This window comes from uncultured Xylophilus sp., from assembly GCA_913776965.1.
Taxonomy (GTDB): Bacteria; Pseudomonadota; Gammaproteobacteria; order Burkholderiales; family Burkholderiaceae_C; genus Xylophilus.
In genome coordinates this window covers 55,496-73,694 of sequence record CAJYQL010000023.1, presented here as the reverse complement: position 1 = coordinate 73,694, position 18,199 = coordinate 55,496, and the positions used below count along the sequence as shown (strand labels likewise).

The window sequence follows — 18,199 nt, the reverse complement described above, 5'->3', positions numbered from 1 at the left end:
TGCCCAGGAGTTCATCGATGTCCGACACCTCGCCAGCCCACAAGCGCATCCTGCTCAAGCTGTCCGGTGAAGCACTGATGGGCGACGACGCGTTCGGCATCAACCGCGCGACCATCGTGCGGATGGTCGAGGAGATCGCGGACGTCACGCGGCTGGGCGTGCAGGTGGCCGTCGTCATCGGCGGGGGGAACATCTTCCGCGGCGTCGCGGGCGGCTCGGTCGGCATGGACCGGGCGACCGCCGACTACATGGGCATGCTCGCCACCGTGATGAACGCGCTGGCGCTCGCCGATGCGATGGACAAGCAGGGCCTGACCGCCCGCGTCATGTCGGCGATCGCGATCGAGCAGGTGGTCGAGCCCTACGTGCGGCCGAAGGCGCTGCAGTACCTCGAAGAAGGCAAGGTGGTGGTCTTCGCCGCCGGTACCGGCAATCCGTTCTTCACGACCGATACCGCTGCTGCGCTGCGCGGCGCCGAGATCGGCGCCGAGATCGTGCTGAAGGCGACCAAGGTCGATGGCGTGTACACCGCCGATCCCAAGAAGGATCCCTCGGCCACGCGCTATGCGCAGCTCAGCTTCGACGATGCGATCGCGCAGAATCTCGGCATCATGGACGCCACCGCCTTCGCGCTGTGCCGCGACCAGAAGCTGCCGATCAAGGTCTTCTCCATCTTCAAGCATGGCGGACTGCGCCGCGTGGTGATGGGCGAAGACGAAGGTACGCTGGTCCACGCCTGAACGTAGCGAGCATCCGCCCTGCAGGAGAACATTCATGACGATCGCCGACATCAAGAAGACTGCCGAAGGCAAGATGGACCAGTCCATCGTGGCCTTCAAGAACAACCTGACCAAGATCCGGACCGGCCGCGCCAATCCCGCACTGCTCGACACGGTCCAGGTCGAGTACTACGGCTCCATGGTGCCGCTGAGCCAGGTGGCCAACGTGTCGCTGCTGGACGCACGCACGATCAGCGTGCAGCCCTGGGAAAAGGGCATGGGCGCCAAGATCGAGAAGGCGATCCGCGAAAGCGATCTGGGCCTCAATCCCGCATCGATGGGCGATCTGATCCGCGTGCCGATGCCGCCGATGAGCGAGGAGCGCCGCAAGGAAATGACCAAGCTGGTGCGCAACGAAGGCGAGAACGCCAAGGTCGCCGTGCGCAACCTGCGTCGCGACGCCAACGATGCCGTCAAGCGCTTGGTCAAGGACAAGGAAGCATCGGAAGACGACCAGAAGCGTGCCGAAGCCGACGTGCAGAAGGTCACCGATCGCCACATCGCCGAGATCGACAAGCTCGTCGCGGCCAAGGAACAGGAAATCCTGGCCGTCTGAGCCTGCGGAGCGTCCTGGCATGTCGTCCCCGTGCGGGATTCCGCACCATATCGCCATCGTCATGGACGGCAACGGCCGGTGGGCAACCCGCCGTTTTCTGCCGCGTTTCGCCGGTCACCGGCAGGGCGTCGAGTCGCTGCGACGCTGCGTCCGGGCCTGTATGGAGCGAGGGGTCGGTGTCCTGACCGTCTTCGCGTTCTCCTCCGAAAACTGGAACCGGCCCGCGACCGAGGTCTCGGGACTGATGTCGCTGCTGGGGCGTGCACTGGCGCGGGAAGTACCGCCGCTGCATGCGGACGGCGTTCGACTGCATTTCGCCGGTGACCGCAGCCCGCTCGCGCCTGCGGTGCAGGACAGCCTGCGGGCGGCCGAGGTGCTGACGGCCGGCAACACCGGACTCGTGCTCAACGTGTGTTTCAACTACGGCGGCCGCTGGGACATCGCCCAGGCCGCGCAGACGCTGGCAGAGCGGGGCGAACCCATCACTGAAGCGGGCCTGCAGCGCACGCTGTCGCTGTCGCATGTGTCGGATCCCGATCTGCTGATCCGCACCGGGGGCGAGCAGCGCATCAGCAATTTCCTGCTCTGGCAGTGCGCATACTCCGAGCTGGTCTTCAGCGACCGGCTCTGGCCCGAGTTCGATGCCGACGCGCTCGACGCAGCCATTGCGGAATTCTCGAGACGCCAGCGCCGTTACGGCAAGACACCCGAGCAGGTCGCCGCTGCCGCAGCCTCTCCGAGTGGGTCGGCGCTTCCGCCGGCTGCCGTGCCTTCCCTGAAAGCGGTCCCACCATGCTGAAGCAGCGTATCATCACCGCCGCCGTCCTGCTCGCCATCCTGTTGCCGGCGCTGTTCTATCCGTCGCCGGTCCCCTTCAACGTTCTCGCATTGCTGGCGATGGCGGCGGCCGCCTGGGAATGGGGCCGGCTGAACGGTTACGGCGGCAAGAGTGCGCTGTTCGTCGCGTTCGACTGCTCTGCGCTGTGCTTGGTGTCCTGGAAGCTCGGCTGGATCGAGCGGCCGATGCCGCTCGCCTGGCTCATCGGGGGCGCTCTGTGGGTGCTCGCCGGTGCATGGTTGCTGCGTCGGGGCGTCGCCGGCTGGCCTGGGGTACCGAAGACAGTGCGGGTGATCGGGGGCGTGCTGGCATTGTGGCTCGCGTGGCTTGCAGTCGCGCAGGCGCGCGTCATCGGCATCAATTTCCTGCTGTCGATCCTGCTGCTGGTCTGGATCGCCGACGTGTTCGCCTACTTCGCTGGGCGAGCTTTCGGACTGCGCTTCACCCGCGGCAAGCTGGCGCCGTCGATCAGCCCGGGCAAGAGCTGGGAAGGCGTCTGGGGCGGCATGCTGGGCGTGGTGGTGCTGGCGGTCGTGTGGATCGTCGCCGACCGTCATGCCCAGCCGGCGGTGCCGAGCTTCTACAGCCGATTGGCGGAGCAGGGCTGGTGGCTGGTCGCCGTCGGGGCGATCTTTCTCGCAGCGATGAGCGTGGTGGGCGATCTGGTCGAGTCGCTGGTCAAGCGCAGCGCCGGCGCCAAGGACAGCAGCAGCCTGCTGCCCGGCCACGGCGGCGTGCTCGACCGGATCGACGCGCTGCTGCCGACGCTGCCGCTGGCGATGATGCTGGCCACCACCTTGCCGGCGTTCCCCGCATGAACGGCGCTGCACGCCGGCTGCGGCTGACGGTCCTCGGCTCCACCGGTTCGATCGGCACCAGCACGCTCGACGTCGTCGGCCGCCATCCGGACCGGTTCGAGGTGTTTGCCCTGGCGGCGTCCACCCAGGTGGATCTTCTATTGGCGCAGTGCCAGCGATTCCGGCCGCGCTATGCCGTGATGGCCAGCGCACCGCACGGGCTTCAGCTGCAGCAACAATTGGAGACCCAGGGGCTGCCGACGCAGGTGCTGCATGGGTCGGATGCTATGAAAGATATAGCATCCGATTCGGAGGTCGATGCTGTGATGGCGGCGATCGTCGGCGCCGCCGGTCTGGCGCCGTGCCTGGCGGCGGCGGCAGCGGGCAAGCGTTTGCTGCTCGCTAACAAGGAGGCGTTGGTCGTCGGCGGTGCCTTGTTCATGGCGGCGGTGCGCAGCGGTGGGGCCACGCTGCTACCGATCGACAGCGAACATTCCGCCATCTTCCAGTCGCTGCCCGACGATCCTGCCACCTGGGCGCGCCGGGTCGACCGGCTGATCCTCACGGCATCCGGCGGCCCGTTCCGGCGCCGCGATCCGGCGACGCTCGCGGCCGTGACGCCCGAGGAAGCCTGTGCCCATCCCAACTGGTCGATGGGCCGCAAGATCTCGGTCGATTCCGCGACCATGATGAACAAGGGCCTCGAGGTGATCGAGGCCTGTTATCTGTTCGGACTGCCGCCGGACCGGATCGAGGTGGTGATCCATCCGCAGAGCGTCGTCCATTCGCTGGTCCAGTACCACGACGGTTCGCTCGTTGCGCAGCTCGGCGTGCCGGACATGCGGGTGCCGATCGCCTACGGCCTGTCCTGGCCGGAGCGGATCGAAAGCGGCGCGGAGCGGCTGGATTTCGCCGCTCTGTCCGCGCTCACCTTCGAAACGCCCGACCACACGCGCTTCCCGGGCCTGCAGCTGGCCTGGGATGCGCTGCGCGGCCCGGCCGGCACGACCGCCGTCCTGAATGCCGCCAACGAGGTGGCGGTGCAGGCCTTCCTCGACCGCCGCATCCGCTTCGACCAGATCCATGCGGTCAACACCGACGCACTCTCCACGGTCGATTGCGGCGCGCCGTCTTCGCTCGGCGATTTGCTGGCGCTCGACGCCCGCACCCGGCGCACCGCCGAAGTCTGCGTGACCCGGCTGGGCTGACACCCGCCGCTACGCCGGACGACCGACACTTTCCCCATGCTGACGACCGTTCTTGCCTTTCTCGTCGCGCTCGGCCTGCTGATCGCCGTACACGAATACGGCCACTACCGGATGGCGCGCGCCTGCGGGGTGAAGGTGCTGCGCTTCTCCATCGGCTTCGGTCCATCGGTCTGGCGCTGGCAGAAAGCGGGGTTGCCGACCGAGTTCGCGATCGGCGCATTGCCGCTCGGCGGCTATGTGAAGATGCTCGACGAGCGCGAGGGGCCGGTGGCGCCCGAGGAACTGCACCTCGCGTTCAACACCCAGCCTCTGCGGGCGCGGGCGGCGATCGTCGCGGCAGGGCCGATCGCCAATCTGCTGCTGGCCGTGCTGCTCTATGCAGGCGTCAACTGGATCGGCGTGCAGGAAGCGCAGGCCGTATTGCCGGCGCCGACCACCGATTCGATTGCGGCGCGCGCCGGTCTGCAGGGCGGCGACGAAGTGCTGCGCGCTGCGCCGGTGGACGAGCCGCTCGAAGCCGTCCGGTCGTTCGACGATTTCCACTGGATGCTGGTCCGCGCGGCCCTGGACGGACAAGACCTGCAGGTCGAGGTGCGGGCGCCCGATCGCCGTGCCGCCCGGACCGTGACCTTGCCGCTCGCGCAGCTCGACGCCCGCGACGCGGATGCGCGGCTGTTCCGCGCGATCGGCATCCTGGGGCCGTGGACCGCGCCGGTGCTGGGCGACGTGCAGGCCGGCGGCGCAGCGAATGCGGCCGGTCTGCAGAAGGGCGACCGGGTCCTGCGCATCGGCGGCACGCCGGTGGCGGACGGGCCGCAGTTGCGGGAGGCCATCCGCGCATCCACCGGCGGTGCGGCGGCCGGGCCCCGCCTCTGGCAGATCGAGCGGGCAGGGCGTCTGATGGAAGTCCCGGTCACGGCGGCCGTGGTGACGGACAAGGGTGAAACCGTCGGCCGCATAGGTGCGCTGGTGGGTGGGCCGCCCGCGATGCTGACGGTGCGCTACGGTGTGGTCGAAGGGCTGTGGCGCGGCGCGGTCCGCACCTGGGAGGTGTCAACGCTCACGCTCCGCATGATGGGCCGCATGGTGATCGGCGAGGCTTCGCTGAAGAACCTGAGCGGTCCGCTGACCATCGCCGACTACGCCGGCCGCTCCGCGAACATGGGCTTCACCCAGTACCTCGTGTTCCTCGCGCTGATCAGCGTGAGCCTGGGCGTGCTCAACCTGCTGCCGCTGCCGGTGCTCGACGGCGGCCATCTCGCGATGTACCTTTGGGAGGGCGTCACCGGACGTGCGGTGTCGGACGCCTGGCTGGAGCGGCTGCAGCGGGGCGGCGTCGCGCTGCTGCTGGTGATGATGTCGATCGCACTCTTCAACGACGTGTCCCGCCTTTTGGGCTGAGGCGCGTCCGTCATAATCGCGCGTTGGCTGCGCCGGCGGGTCCTCCCGCGGGTCGCTGCGGCTCCCCGGTTTTCTTTCTGATCCTTCATCCATCCATGAAGCACCCCCTCACCCGTTTCCGCCCGCGCCCCGCTGCGGCCGTGGCCGCCCTGCTGTTCGCGGCGCAGGCGGCCTGGGCCGTCGATCCGTTCACCCTGCGCGACATCCGTGTCGAGGGGCTGCAGCGAGTCGAGCCCGGCACGGTGTTCGCGTCGCTGCCGTTCCGCGTCGGCGACAACTACAACGACGAGAAGGGTTCCGGTGCGATCCGCAGCCTGTTCGCGCTCGGCCTGTTCAAGGATGTGCGCCTGGAAGTGACCGGCGACGTGCTGACCGTGATCGTCGAGGAACGGCCGACGGTGGCCAACGTCGATTTCGCCGGCACCAAGGAATTCGACAAGGACACGCTGAAAAAGGCGATGCGCGACGTCGGCCTGACCGAAGGCCGTCCGTACGACAAGGCGCTGGCCGACCGCGCCGAGCAGGAACTCAAGCGCCAGTACATCAACCGCAGCCTCTACGGTGCCGACGTGGTGACGACGGTCACGCCGATCGACCGCAACCGCGTCAACCTGACCTTCACGGTGACCGAAGGCGAGCCGGCGAAGATCAAGGACATCCGCATCGTCGGCAACAAGGCGTTCAGCGAGTCGACGCTCAAGGGGCTGTTCGACCTCGACACCGGCGGCTGGTTGAGCTGGTATACCAAGTCCGACCGCTACTCGCGCGCCAAGCTAAATGCCGACCTCGAGACGCTGCGCTCCTACTACCTGTCGCGCGGCTACCTGGAGTTCAAGGTCGATTCGACGCAGGTCGCGATCTCGCCGAACAAGCAGGACATCAGCATCACCGTCAACGTGACCGAAGGCGAGCGCTACGTGGTGTCGGCCGTGCGGCTCGAGGGCAACTACCTCGGCCGCGACGACGAGTTCAAGTCGTTGATCAAGATCGTGCCCGGCGAGCCGTACAACGCCGACCAGGTCACCGAGACCACCAAGGCATTCACCGACTATTTCAGCAACTTCGGCTTCGCCTTCGCGCGGGTCGAGGCGGTGCCCGACGTGGACCGTGCGAACAACCGCGTGGCCCTGGTGCTGCAGGCCGAGCCGTCGCGCCGGGCGTATGTGCGGCGCATCTCGGTCAGCGGCAACAACCGCACCCGCGACGAAGTGATCCGGCGCGAATTCCGCCAGTTCGAATCCTCCTGGTACGACGGTGACAAGATTAAGCTCTCGCGCGACCGGGTGGACCGCCTCGGCTATTTCAGCCAGGTTGACATCGAGACGCAGGACGTGCCCGGCTCGCCGGACCAGGTCGACCTCGTGATCAACGTGACCGAGAAGCCCACCGGCAGCCTGCAACTGGGCGCCGGCTTCTCCAGCGCGGAAAAGGTCGCGCTCAATTTCGGCATCAAGCAGGAAAACGTGTTCGGCTCGGGCAACTACCTGGGCATCGACGTGAATACCAGCCGCTACAACCGGGCGATCGTGCTGAGCACGACCAATCCGTACTTCACGCAGGACGGCATTTCCCGCACGGTCGACGTTTACCACCGGTCCTCGCGTCCGTACCAGGACCAGGGCGGCAACTACCGGCTGCTGACCTCCGGCGCCAGCATGCGTTTCGGTGTGCCTTTCAGCGAGACCGACACCGTCTTCTTCGGTGCCGGCGGCGAGCGCACCGAGATCAAGCCGGGTACCAACATTCCGGCGGCCTACCTGCGCTACGCGGAACAGGTGGGGTACACCAGCTATTCGCTGCCGTTGACGATCGGCTGGTCGCGCGACAGTCGCGACAGCGCGCTGGCGCCGAATTCCGGCCGCTACCAGCGCTTCAATTCCGAGTTCGGCGTGGCGGGCGATGCACGCTATGCGCGCGGGAACTACCAGTTCCAGCAGTACGTGCCGCTCAGCAAGAAGTTCACGCTGGCGTTCAATACCGAACTCGGCGCGGGCAAGGGCCTGAACGGCAAGCCGTTCCCGATCTTCAAGAACTTCTACTCCGGTGGCCTGGGCTCGGTGCGCGGCTTCGACCAGGGCACGCTCGGTCCGCGCGACGTGACCGGCTCGTCGATCGGCGGTGCGAAGAAGTTCACGCTGAACGTCGAAGCGGTGGCGCCGTTCCCGGGTGCCGGCAACGACCGCACGCTGCGGGTATTCGGCTTCACCGACGTGGGTAATGTGTTCGGCGAAAATGAGAAGTTCACCGCGAGCGAGCTGCGCGCCTCGGTGGGCGTGGGCTTGAGCTGGATCTCCCCGGTCGGCCCGCTGCGTATCGCCATCGCCAACCCGGTGCGCAAGAAGCCCGGCGATAGAATCCAGAAACTGCAATTCCAGATCGGAACGTCCTTCTAATGAACGCTTTTCTCCGTCACAGCTCCATCGGTCTCGCACTTGCCTTCGTCGCCTGCGCGGCGCCGGCACAGGCCGAGGACTTCCGCGCGGGCTTCGTGAACACGGACCGCATCTTCCGCGAAGCGAACACCGCCAAGGCCGCCCAGGCGAAGCTGGAGCAAGAATTCGCGAAGCGCGAAAAAGACCTGCTGGACCAGGGCAACGCGCTGAAGTCCGCCTCGGACAAGTTCGAGCGGGAAGCCCCCACGCTGGCCGAGAGCCAGCGCGCCAGCCGCCAGCGCCAGCTGGTCGAGCAGGACCGCGATTTCCAGCGCAAGCGCCGCGAGTTCCAGGAAGACCTAAATTCCCGCAAGAACGAAGAACTGCAGGCCGTCCTCGAGCGCGCCAACCGTGTGGTCAAGCAGGTCGCCGAGCAGGAAAAGTACGACGTGATTTTGCAGGAAGCCGTCTACATCAACCCGAAGTTCGACATCACCGACAAGGTGCTGAAGGCGCTGAATACGCCGGGCGCCAAGTAATTCGCCGACGGTGACCGTCCCGATGCCCGGCCCATCGGGCCTGCCGCTGCAGGCCATCGTCGATGCGCTGGGCGGCGAGCTGTGGGGCGATCCGGCATTGCCGATCGAGGGCTTGGCGCCGCTGGAATCGGCGGGTCCCCGGCAGCTCGCGTTCCTGAGTCATCCCCGCTACGCCCAGCAGCTGGCCGATTCGCAGGCGGCCTGCGTCATCGTGGCGCCGGCGATGGCCGAGGCGGCCGAGGCGCGCGGCGCCTGCATCGTCACCGAGTCCCCGTACCTCTACTTCGCGCGGCTCACCCAGTTCTGGAAGCGCCACCGCGGGCGGGGCGCGACCGCCGGCATCCATCCGACGGCCGTGGTGCATCCCGAGGCGACGGTCGATCCGAGCGCGGCGATCGGCCCGCTCTGCGTGATCGAGCGCGGCGCGACGGTCGGTGCGCATACGGTCCTCGCGTCGCGGATCACGGTGGGCGAGGACTGCCGGATCGGCGCCCGCTGCCTGCTGCACGCCGGCGTGGTGATCGGCGCCGACGGATTCGGTTTCGCGCTGGACGAGGGCCGCTGGGAAAAAATCGAGCAGCTCGGCGCGGTGCGGATCGGCGACGATGTCGAGATTGGCGCCAACAGCTGCATCGACCGCGGCGCCCTCGACGACACGGTGATCGAGGACGGTGTGAAGATCGACAACCTGGTGCAGATCGGGCACAACGTGCGGATCGGCCGGCACAGCGCGCTGGCGGGCAACGCGGGCGTGGCCGGCAGCGCGGTGATCGGTGCGCACTGCACGGTGGGGGGCGGCGCGGTGGTGCTTGGGCATCTGCGGCTCGCCGACCATGTCCACATCTCGGCGGCGTCGGTCGTCACCCGGTCCCTCCTGAAGCCGGGGCAATACACTGGCGTGTTTCCCATCGACGACAATCCGCGCTGGGAAAAGAACGCCGCCACCCTGAAGCAGCTCCACCGGCTGCGCGAGCGCATCCAGACGCTCGAGCACGAATCGAAGAAGACCTCCTGACACCATGTTGGACATCCACCAGATCCTCAAGCAACTGCCGCACCGCTATCCGATCCTGCTGGTCGACCGGGTGCTGGAGATCGAGAAGGGCAAGAGCATCCGCGCGCTGAAGAACGTGTCGATCAACGAACCGTTCTTCATGGGCCATTTCCCGCACCGCCCGGTGATGCCGGGCGTGCTGATGCTCGAGGCGATGGCCCAGGCGGCGGCGCTGCTCGCCTTCGCGACCCTCGGCGTGACGCCCGACGACAAGACGGTGTACTACTTCGCCGGCATCGACGGCGCGCGCTTCAAGCGGCCGGTCGAGCCGGGCGACCAGCTGGTGATGGATGTGACGCTCGAGCGCATGAAGTCCGGCATCTTCAAGTTCAAGGGCACGACGCGGGTCGGCGACGAGGTCGCCTGCGAGGCCGAACTGATGTGCACCATGCGGACCATCGCCTGAGGCGTGCGGAGCAGCGGTTGAGCAGCAACGCAGGCATCCACCCGACGGCCCTGGTCGCCGAGGGTGCACGGATCGATCCATCGGCCAGCATCGGACCCTACACGGTCGTCGGCCCGCATGTGACGATCGGCGCCGGCACGACAGTCGGCGCGCATTGCGTGATCGAGGGCCACACCACCATCGGCCGCGACAACCGGATCTTCCAGTTCAACTCGCTCGGCGCGGTCCCGCAGGACAAGAAGTACGCCGGCGAGCCATGCGAGCTGCGCATCGGCGACCGCAACACGATCCGCGAGTTCTGCACCTTCAACATCGGCTCGCCGGGCGGCGGTGGCGTGACCGCGATCGGCGACGACAACTGGATCATGGCGTACGTGCATCTGGCGCACGACGTCCGGGTGGGCAACCACACCATCTTCGCCAACAACTCGCAGCTGGCCGGCCATGTCGAGGTCGACGACTGGGTGATCCTCGGCGGCTTCACGGTGGTGCACCAGTTCGTGCGGATCGGCGCGCACGGCATGACGGCGATGTGTTCGCTGCTGTTCGCCGACCAGCCGCCCTTCGTCATGAGCCAGGGCCAGCCGGCCGGTGCACGGTCGATGAATTTCGAAGGGCTGCGCCGGCGCGGCTTCTCGGCCGACCGCATCGCCGCCGTGAAGGCAATGCACAAGGCGCTCTACCGCGACGGGCTGACGCTCGACGCCGCGCGGGAGCGCATCGCCGCGTTGCCGGAACGGTTCCCCGACGCGCAGCCCGACGTGGACAGGATGCTCGATTTCCTGGCAGCCGTGCCGCCGCAGCGCGGCATCGTCCGCTAGGCGCACGCCCATGGCCGATCCCCGCATCGCCATGGTGGCCGGGGAGACCTCCGGCGACCTGCTGGCCGGGCTGCTGCTCGACGGCCTGCATGCGCGCTGGCCGCAACTGCAGTCGGCCGGCATCGGCGGTCCGCGCATGGCCGAGCGCGGCTTCGATGCCTGGTGGCCGAGCGACAAGCTCGCGGTGCGGGGCTATGTCGAAGTGCTGCGGCATTACCGCGGCATCGTCGCGATCCGCAAGGCGCTGCGCAGCCGCCTGCTGGCCGCACCGCCGGACGTGTTCGTCGGCGTCGATGCGCCCGACTTCAATCTCGACCTGGAGGCCGACCTGCGGGCTGCCGGCATCTCCTGCGTGCATTTCGTCGCGCCGTCGGTGTGGGCCTGGCGGCCGGAGCGGGTCGCCAAGATCCGGCGCAGCGCCGACCATGTGCTCTGCATCTTTCCCTTCGAGCCCGAACTGCTGGCGCGCGACGGGATCGCCGCGACCTATGTCGGGCATCCGCTCGCGAGCGTGATCCCGCAGGAGCCCGACCGGGCCGCGGCGCGGGCTGCGCTCGGGCTCGATCCGCAGGCGCCGGTGCTGGCCGTATTGCCGGGCAGCCGGGCGTCGGAGGTCCAGTACCTCGCATCGCGCTTTTTTCGGGCTGCAGCGCTCGTCCAACAAGCGTTGCCTGCTATCGAATGCATAGTGCCTGCGGTACCTGCGCTGCGACCGGCGATCGAACGTGCCGCCGCCGAGGCGGGCATGGCCGGCCGGCTGCGGGTGGTGGAGGGCCGGTCGCACGCGGTGCTCGCTGCGTGCGACGTGACGCTGATCGCCAGCGGCACGGCCACGCTGGAGGCCGCGCTCTTCAAGCGGCCGATGGTGATCGGCTACAACATGCACTGGCTGTCCTGGCGGATCATGGCGCCCAAGCGGCTGCAGCCCTGGGTCGGCCTGCCCAACATCCTGTGCCGCGACTTCGTGGTGCCCGAACTGCTGCAGGAGGCCTGCACGCCGCGGGCCCTTGCCGACGCGGTGCTGCGCTGGTTCGACCGGCCCGACGAGGTCGAAACGCTCCAGGCCCGTTTCTCCGCGCTGCACGACGAACTGCGGCGCGACACGCCGGCCCTTGCCGCCCATGCGATCCAGACGATTTTTGAACGCTGAACAGACCGCGCTTGCCTGGGATGGGCCCGGCCTGGTCGCCGGCGTGGACGAGGCCGGCCGCGGGCCGCTCGCCGGCCCGGTGGTCGCGGCGGCGGTGATCCTGGACGACACCAAGCGTATCCGCGGCCTGGCGGATTCCAAGACGCTCACCGCCCTGCAGCGCGAGCGGCTCTACGACCAGATTCGCGACAAGGCGCTCTGCTGCTCGGTGGCCGAGGCGACGGTCGAGGAGATCGACACGCTCAACATCCTGCAGGCGACGATGCTGGCGATGCGCCGGGCGGTCGAGGGTCTGCGGCTGCGGCCGGCCAAGGTGCTGGTCGACGGCAACCGGCTGCCGCCGCTCGACGTGCTAGCCGAGGCGGTGGTGAAGGGCGATGCGCTGGTGAAGTCGATCTCGGCTGCGTCCATCCTCGCCAAGGTGCACCGCGACCGGCTGTGCGCGGAGCTGCACCTGCAATTCCCGCACTACGGATTCGCAGGCCACAAGGGTTACGGCACCCGCGAGCATCTGGCGGCGTTGAAAGAGCACGGCGCCTGCATCCACCACCGGCGCAGCTTCGCGCCGGTGACACAGGCGCTGCGCCTGCAGGCGCAGGCGGTCGGCACGCCGGCGACATCGGACCTCTCGGTCGGCCCGGCGTGGGTCGTCGCGCCGTCGGGAGCGGAGGCGGCATGACGGCAGCAGCACCGGTGCAGATCCAGTCGCGCGACAACCCGCTGGTGAAAGACCTGCGCCGGCTGGCGCAGGACAACGGCGCCTACCGGCGGCAGGGCCGTGTCTGGGTCGAGGGTGACCACCTCTGCCGCGCAGCGCTGGCGCGCGGCTGGCGGCCGGCGATCGGCGTGTTTTCGGCATCTTATTGGCCTTCCGCGCCCGCTGCGCTTGCGCACGCAGCTATCAAAAACGTAGTGGTCCCCGATGCAGTGCTGGCGGAGGTGAGCGGGCTGGAATCGCCGGCGCCGTTCGGTTTCGTGCTGGACCTGCCGGCCGATGCGGCGCTGGCGCCGGGCGCGGCGGCGGTGGTGCTCGACCGGCTGCAGGATGCCGGCAACGTCGGCTCGATCCTGCGCAGCGCGGCGGCTTTCGGTTTCGCCCAAGTACTGGCCGTCAAAGGCACGGCGGCGCTCTGGTCGCCCAAGGTGCTGCGTGCGGGCATGGGCGCGCATTTCGGGCTGCGGCTGGTCGAGGGGCTGTCGCACGACGACCTGCAGTCACTGCAGGTGCCGTGGCTCGCAACCAGTTCGCACCAGGGCGACCTGCTGCACCGTGCCGCGCTGCCGTGGCCGTGCGCCTGGCTGATGGGCCACGAAGGGCAGGGCGTGTCGCCGGTGCTGGAAGCCCGTGCGGCCCAGCGGATCCGCATCGCCCAGCCGGGCGGCGAGGAGTCGCTGAACGTGGCGGCGGCGGCAGCGATATGCCTGCATGCCAGTGCTGCGGCGCGGGTGGACTGATACGCAGGGTTGCTCGGCCGACAAGCGCTTCACCCGCTTACCGCTGCGGGTGTTTTACAAGCCGCTCGGCCGGGGAGTCCCTGCCCGCGCGCTACAATCGAGGGCTTTCCCGTAATAGCGTCGCCCGGCCGCGCCCCAAAGCAATTCCTCCATCACAGCAGCCTCCGGCAGTCCCTGCCGGCGGGCTCCGGGCGACCGTAACCATCCGGAGAACCCAGTGCTCTTGTCTCTACAGGGGAAATTCCCTTCCGCCATCCTGGCGCTTGCAGACGGCACGGTCTTTCTCGGCCATTCGATCGGAGCCGCCGGCTCCACCGTCGGCGAGGTGGTGTTCAACACCGCCATGACCGGCTACCAGGAAATCCTCACCGACCCGAGCTATGCCCAGCAGATCGTGACGCTCACGTATCCGCACATCGGCAACTACGGCGTCAACGACGAGGACGTCGAAGCCGACAAGGTCCATGCCGCCGGGCTGATCGTGAAGGATCTGCCGCTCGTTGCCTCCAACTTCCGCCAGACGCTCACGCTCGACCAGTACCTGGTCCGCGAGAAGACGGTCGCCATCGCCGGCATCGACACCCGCAAGCTGACCCGCCATCTGCGCACCAAGGGCGCGCAGAACGGCTGCATCGTCGGCCTGGAAGCCGGCGAACAGCCGACGCAGCAGCAGATCGACCGCGCCATCGCGCAGGCCAAGGGCGCGCCGAGCATGGCCGGCCTGGATCTGGCGAAGGTCGTGTCGGTGAAGGCACCGTACGAATGGACGCAGACCGAATGGAAACTCGGCGAAGGCTACGGCCTGCAGATCGCGCCCAAGTTCCACGTCGTCGCCTTCGACTACGGCGTGAAGAAGAACATCCTGCGCATGGTCGCCGAGCGCGGCGCGCAGATCACGGTGGTGCCGGCACAGACCTCGGCCGCCGACGTGCTGAAGCTCGCACCCGACGGCATCTTTCTGGCCAACGGCCCGGGCGACCCGGAGCCGTGCGACTACGCGATCGCCGCCGCACGCGAGCTGATCGACAAGGGTATCCCGACCTTCGGCATCTGCCTGGGCCACCAGATCATGGCGCTCGCCATGGGGGCCAAGACCTACAAGATGAAGTTCGGCCACCACGGCGCGAACCATCCGGTGAAGGACCTGGACAACGGCCGGGTCAGCATCACCAGCCAGAACCACGGCTTCGCGGTGGACGAGAAGTCGCTGCCCGCCACGCTGCGCGCGACCCACATCAGTCTGTTCGACAACACGCTGCAGGGCCTGGCCCATACCGAGAAACCGGCGTTCTGTTTCCAGGGCCACCCGGAAGCCTCGCCCGGCCCGCACGACATCGCCTACCTGTTCGACCGCTTCGCCGCGCTGATGCAGAACCACAAGCAAGGGGCCCAGAATGCCTAAGCGCACCGATCTGAAAAGCATCCTCATCATCGGCGCCGGCCCGATCATCATCGGCCAGGCCTGCGAGTTCGACTATTCCGGCGTGCAGGCCTGCAAGGCGCTGCGGGAAGAGGGCTACAAGGTCATCCTGATCAACAGCAACCCCGCGACGATCATGACCGACCCGGCCACGGCCGACGTCACCTACATCGAGCCGATCACCTGGCAGACGGTCGAGAAGATCATCGCCAAGGAGCGCCCCGACGCGATCCTGCCGACGATGGGCGGCCAGACCGCGCTGAACTGCGCGCTCGACCTGTGGCGCAACGGCGTGCTCGACAAGTACGAGGTCGAGCTGATCGGTGCGACGCCCGAGGCGATCGACAAGGCCGAGGACCGGCTCAAGTTCAAGGACGCGATGACCAAGATCGGCCTGGGCTCGGCACGCTCCGGCATCGCGCACAGCATGGACGAGGCCTGGGCCGTGCAGAAGGCGGTCGGCTTCCCGACCGTGATCCGCCCGAGCTTCACGCTCGGCGGCACCGGCGGCGGCATCGCCTACAACGCCGAGGAATTCGAGACCATCTGCAAGCGCGGCCTGGAGGCCTCGCCCACCAACGAGCTGCTGATCGAGGAATCGCTGCTCGGCTGGAAGGAGTACGAGATGGAAGTGGTCCGCGACAAGGCGGACAACTGCATCATCGTCTGCTCGATCGAGAACCTGGACCCGATGGGCGTGCACACCGGCGACTCGATCACCGTCGCCCCGGCGCAGACGCTGACCGACAAGGAATACCAGATCCTGCGCAACGCGTCGCTCGCGGTGCTGCGCGAGATCGGCGTGGACACCGGCGGCTCCAACGTGCAGTTCTCGATCAACCCGAAGGACGGCCGCATGGTCGTCATCGAGATGAACCCGCGGGTCTCGCGCTCGTCGGCGCTGGCCTCCAAGGCCACCGGCTTCCCGATCGCCAAGGTCGCGGCCAAGCTGGCCGTCGGCTACACGCTCGACGAGCTGCGCAACGAGATCACCGGCGGCGCCACGCCGGCCTCGTTCGAGCCGTCGATCGACTACGTGGTCACCAAGATCCCGCGCTTCGCATTCGAGAAATTCCCGACCGCCGACAGCCGCCTGACGACGCAGATGAAGTCGGTGGGCGAGGTGATGGCGATGGGCCGCACCTTCCAGGAATCGTTCCAGAAGGCGCTGCGCGGACTCGAGGTCGGCGTGGACGGCCTGAACGAGAAGACCCAGGATCGCGAGGTGCTGGAGAAGGAGCTCGGCGAGCCCGGCCCGGAGCGCATCTGGTACGTGGGCGATGCGTTCGCGATGGGCCTGTCGATCGACGAGGTGCATGCGCTGACCAAGATCGATCCGTGGTTCCTTGTGCAGATCGAGGAGATCGTGAAGATCGAGCTCGAACTGGAAACCCTGTCGCTCGACCAGATCGACAAGGACACGCTGCTCGCGCTGAAGAAGAAGGGCTTCTCCGACCGCCGCCTGGCGCGCCAGTTGAAGACCACCGACACGGCGATTCGCGAGAAGCGCCGCGCCCTCGGCGTGCGCCCGGTCTACAAGCGGGTCGATACCTGTGCGGCCGAGTTCGCGACCGATACCGCCTACCTGTATTCGACCTACGAGGACGAGTGCGAGGCCGAGCCGACGACCAACAAGAAGATCATGGTGCTGGGCGGCGGCCCGAACCGGATCGGCCAGGGCATCGAGTTCGACTACTGCTGCGTGCATGCCGCGCTGGCGATGCGCGAGGACGGCTACGAGACCATCATGGTCAACTGCAACCCCGAGACGGTTTCGACCGACTACGACACCTCCGACCGCCTGTACTTCGAGCCGCTGACGCTGGAAGACGTGCTGGAGATCGTCGACAAGGAGAAGCCGCTCGGCGTGATCGTGCAGTACGGCGGCCAGACGCCGCTGAAGCTCGCGCTCGACCTGGAGGCCAACGGCGTGCCGATCATCGGCACCTCGCCCGACATGATCGACGCGGCGGAAGACCGCGAGCGCTTCCAGAAGCTGCTGCAGGACCTGGGCCTGCGCCAGCCGCCGAATGCGACCGCACGCACCGAGCCGGAAGCGCTGGAGAAGGCTGCCTCGCTCGGCTATCCGCTGGTGGTGCGCCCGAGCTACGTGCTCGGCGGCCGCGCGATGGAGATCGTGCACGAGCAGCGCGACCTGGAGCGCTACATGCGCGAAGCGGTAAAGGTGAGCAACGACTCGCCGGTGCTGCTCGACCGCTTCCTGAACGATGCGATCGAATGCGACGTGGACTGTCTGCGCGACCCCGACGGCAAGACCTTCATCGGCGGCGTGATGGAGCACATCGAGCAGGCCGGCGTGCATTCGGGCGACTCGGCCTGCTCGCTGCCGCCGTACTACCTGAAGAAGGAAACGGTCGACGAGCTGAAGCGCCAGTCCGCCGCGATGGCCGGCGCGCTGAACGTGGTCGGCCTGATGAACGTGCAGTTCGCGATCCAGGAGAAGGACGGCCAGGACGTGATCTACGTGCTGGAAGTCAATCCGCGCGCCTCGCGCACCGTGCCGTTCGTCAGCAAGGCGACCGGCATCCAGCTGGCCAAGGTGGCCGCACGCTGCATGGCCGGCCAGACGCTGGCGTCGCAGGGCATCACCGAGGAAGTGACGCCGCCGTACTTCAGCGTGAAGGAAGCGGTGTTCCCGTTCGTCAAGTTCCCGGGCGTGGACACGATCCTCGGCCCCGAGATGAAGTCGACCGGCGAGGTGATGGGCGTGGGCAAGACCTTCGGCGAAGCGTTCGTGAAGTCGCAGCTCGGCGCCGGCACCCGGCTGCCGCGCGCGGGCAAGGTGTTCCTCACGGTCAAGAATGGCGACAAGTCGCGCGCCGTGGAGATCGCCCGCCAGCTGGTGGCGCAGGGTTTCACGCTGGTCGCGACCAAGGGCACGGCAGCGGCCATCGCGGCCGAAGGGATCGCAGTGGACGTGGTGAACAAGGTGGCCGAAGGCCGCCCGCATGTAGTGGACATGATCAAGAACGACGAGATCGTGATGGTGGTGAACACGGTGGAAGAGCGCCGCAACGCGATTTCCGATTCGCGCGCGATCCGCACCTCGTCGCTGCTGGCCCGCGTGACCACCTTCACCACCATCGCCGGCGCGGAAGCCGCGGTCGAGGGCATGCGCTACGTGGACGACCTGGACGTGTATTCGGTCCAGGAACTGCACGCGCAGCTGGCCGGCGCCTGACCGGCGAACTGCGCGCCCACTCCGTGACGGCCCGCCCTGTGCGGGCCGTTGTCCGATAGGGGCAAACGGGCGGCGTGGCAGGCGGGCCCTTACAATTGCAGGGCACGCCCGCCGGCGATTCGACCGGCAGGCCGGGCCGCCGAAGGTGCCACGCACGCGGCCGAGCCCCACCCCTTATCACCCGCCGGACCGACCGTCCGG

Annotated in this window: 16 protein-coding genes; all 16 read left to right on the top strand. The window is 67.8% G+C overall.

Annotated features, from left to right (window positions below; all coding sequences use genetic code 11):
* Window positions 1-17: 17 nt before the first annotated feature.
* The 16 genes from pyrH to carB all read left to right on the top strand — a co-directional run bounded on the left by pyrH (window position 18) and on the right by carB (window position 17,998).
* Window positions 18-740, top strand: a complete 723-nt coding sequence (pyrH, locus tag QZ500_RS03435) for a UMP kinase (protein WP_295850852.1) — start codon at window positions 18-20, stop codon at window positions 738-740.
* 34 nt (window positions 741-774) lie between these two features.
* On the top strand, window positions 775-1,335 hold the full coding sequence (gene frr / locus QZ500_RS03430; protein ID WP_295850849.1) for a ribosome recycling factor: 561 nt from the start codon (window positions 775-777) through the stop codon (window positions 1,333-1,335).
* Window positions 1,336-1,354: 19 nt separating this feature from the next.
* Window positions 1,355-2,134, top strand: coding sequence for a polyprenyl diphosphate synthase (uppS, locus tag QZ500_RS03425; RefSeq protein WP_295850846.1), 780 nt, complete (start codon window positions 1,355-1,357; stop codon window positions 2,132-2,134).
* Window positions 2,128-2,991 carry a phosphatidate cytidylyltransferase gene (locus tag QZ500_RS03420; protein WP_295850843.1) on the top strand — a complete coding sequence of 288 codons (864 nt, stop codon included), beginning with the start codon at window positions 2,128-2,130 and terminating at the stop codon, window positions 2,989-2,991. The genes uppS and QZ500_RS03420 overlap by 7 nt, the downstream gene beginning before the upstream one ends.
* The gene (gene ispC, locus QZ500_RS03415) at window positions 2,988-4,178 is read left to right on the top strand and encodes a 1-deoxy-D-xylulose-5-phosphate reductoisomerase (protein ID WP_295850840.1); all 1,191 of its coding nucleotides are present in this window, start codon (window positions 2,988-2,990) and stop codon (window positions 4,176-4,178) included. Before QZ500_RS03420 ends, ispC begins: the two co-directional genes overlap by 4 nt.
* A gap of 36 nt (window positions 4,179-4,214) precedes the next feature.
* Window positions 4,215-5,579 carry an RIP metalloprotease RseP gene (gene rseP, locus QZ500_RS03410; protein WP_295850837.1) on the top strand — a complete coding sequence of 455 codons (1,365 nt, stop codon included), beginning with the start codon at window positions 4,215-4,217 and terminating at the stop codon, window positions 5,577-5,579.
* Window positions 5,580-5,674: 95 nt separating this feature from the next.
* Window positions 5,675-7,972, top strand: a complete 2,298-nt coding sequence (gene bamA, locus QZ500_RS03405) for an outer membrane protein assembly factor BamA (RefSeq protein WP_295850834.1) — start codon at window positions 5,675-5,677, stop codon at window positions 7,970-7,972.
* A complete protein-coding gene (locus QZ500_RS03400; RefSeq protein ID WP_295850830.1) occupies window positions 7,972-8,490 on the top strand; it encodes an OmpH family outer membrane protein in 519 nt (172 codons plus the stop codon). The genes bamA and QZ500_RS03400 overlap by 1 nt, the downstream gene beginning before the upstream one ends.
* 22 nt (window positions 8,491-8,512) lie before the next feature.
* Window positions 8,513-9,505 carry a UDP-3-O-(3-hydroxymyristoyl)glucosamine N-acyltransferase gene (gene lpxD / locus QZ500_RS03395; protein ID WP_295850827.1) on the top strand — a complete coding sequence of 331 codons (993 nt, stop codon included), beginning with the start codon at window positions 8,513-8,515 and terminating at the stop codon, window positions 9,503-9,505.
* Window positions 9,506-9,509: 4 nt separating this feature from the next.
* Complete coding sequence (gene fabZ, locus QZ500_RS03390) at window positions 9,510-9,950, top strand: 3-hydroxyacyl-ACP dehydratase FabZ (protein ID WP_295850822.1); 441 nt, start codon at window positions 9,510-9,512, stop codon at window positions 9,948-9,950.
* 17 nt (window positions 9,951-9,967) lie between these two features.
* A complete protein-coding gene (gene lpxA / locus QZ500_RS03385; RefSeq protein WP_295850820.1) occupies window positions 9,968-10,771 on the top strand; it encodes an acyl-ACP--UDP-N-acetylglucosamine O-acyltransferase in 804 nt (267 codons plus the stop codon).
* Between the two features lie 10 nt (window positions 10,772-10,781).
* Complete coding sequence (lpxB, locus tag QZ500_RS03380; protein ID WP_295850818.1) at window positions 10,782-11,921, top strand: lipid-A-disaccharide synthase; 1,140 nt, start codon at window positions 10,782-10,784, stop codon at window positions 11,919-11,921.
* Entirely contained in the window at window positions 11,893-12,600 is a 708-nt protein-coding gene (gene rnhB, locus QZ500_RS03375; RefSeq protein ID WP_295850816.1) for a ribonuclease HII, read from the top strand. Before lpxB ends, rnhB begins: the two co-directional genes overlap by 29 nt.
* Entirely contained in the window at window positions 12,597-13,376 is a 780-nt protein-coding gene (locus tag QZ500_RS03370) for an RNA methyltransferase (protein ID WP_295850814.1), read from the top strand. The genes rnhB and QZ500_RS03370 overlap by 4 nt, the downstream gene beginning before the upstream one ends.
* Window positions 13,377-13,593: 217 nt before the next feature.
* The gene (gene carA, locus QZ500_RS03365; protein WP_295850812.1) at window positions 13,594-14,778 is read left to right on the top strand and encodes a glutamine-hydrolyzing carbamoyl-phosphate synthase small subunit; all 1,185 of its coding nucleotides are present in this window, start codon (window positions 13,594-13,596) and stop codon (window positions 14,776-14,778) included.
* Window positions 14,771-17,998, top strand: a complete 3,228-nt coding sequence (gene carB, locus QZ500_RS03360; protein WP_295850807.1) for a carbamoyl-phosphate synthase large subunit — start codon at window positions 14,771-14,773, stop codon at window positions 17,996-17,998. The genes carA and carB overlap by 8 nt, the downstream gene beginning before the upstream one ends.
* Window positions 17,999-18,199 lie beyond the last annotated feature (201 nt).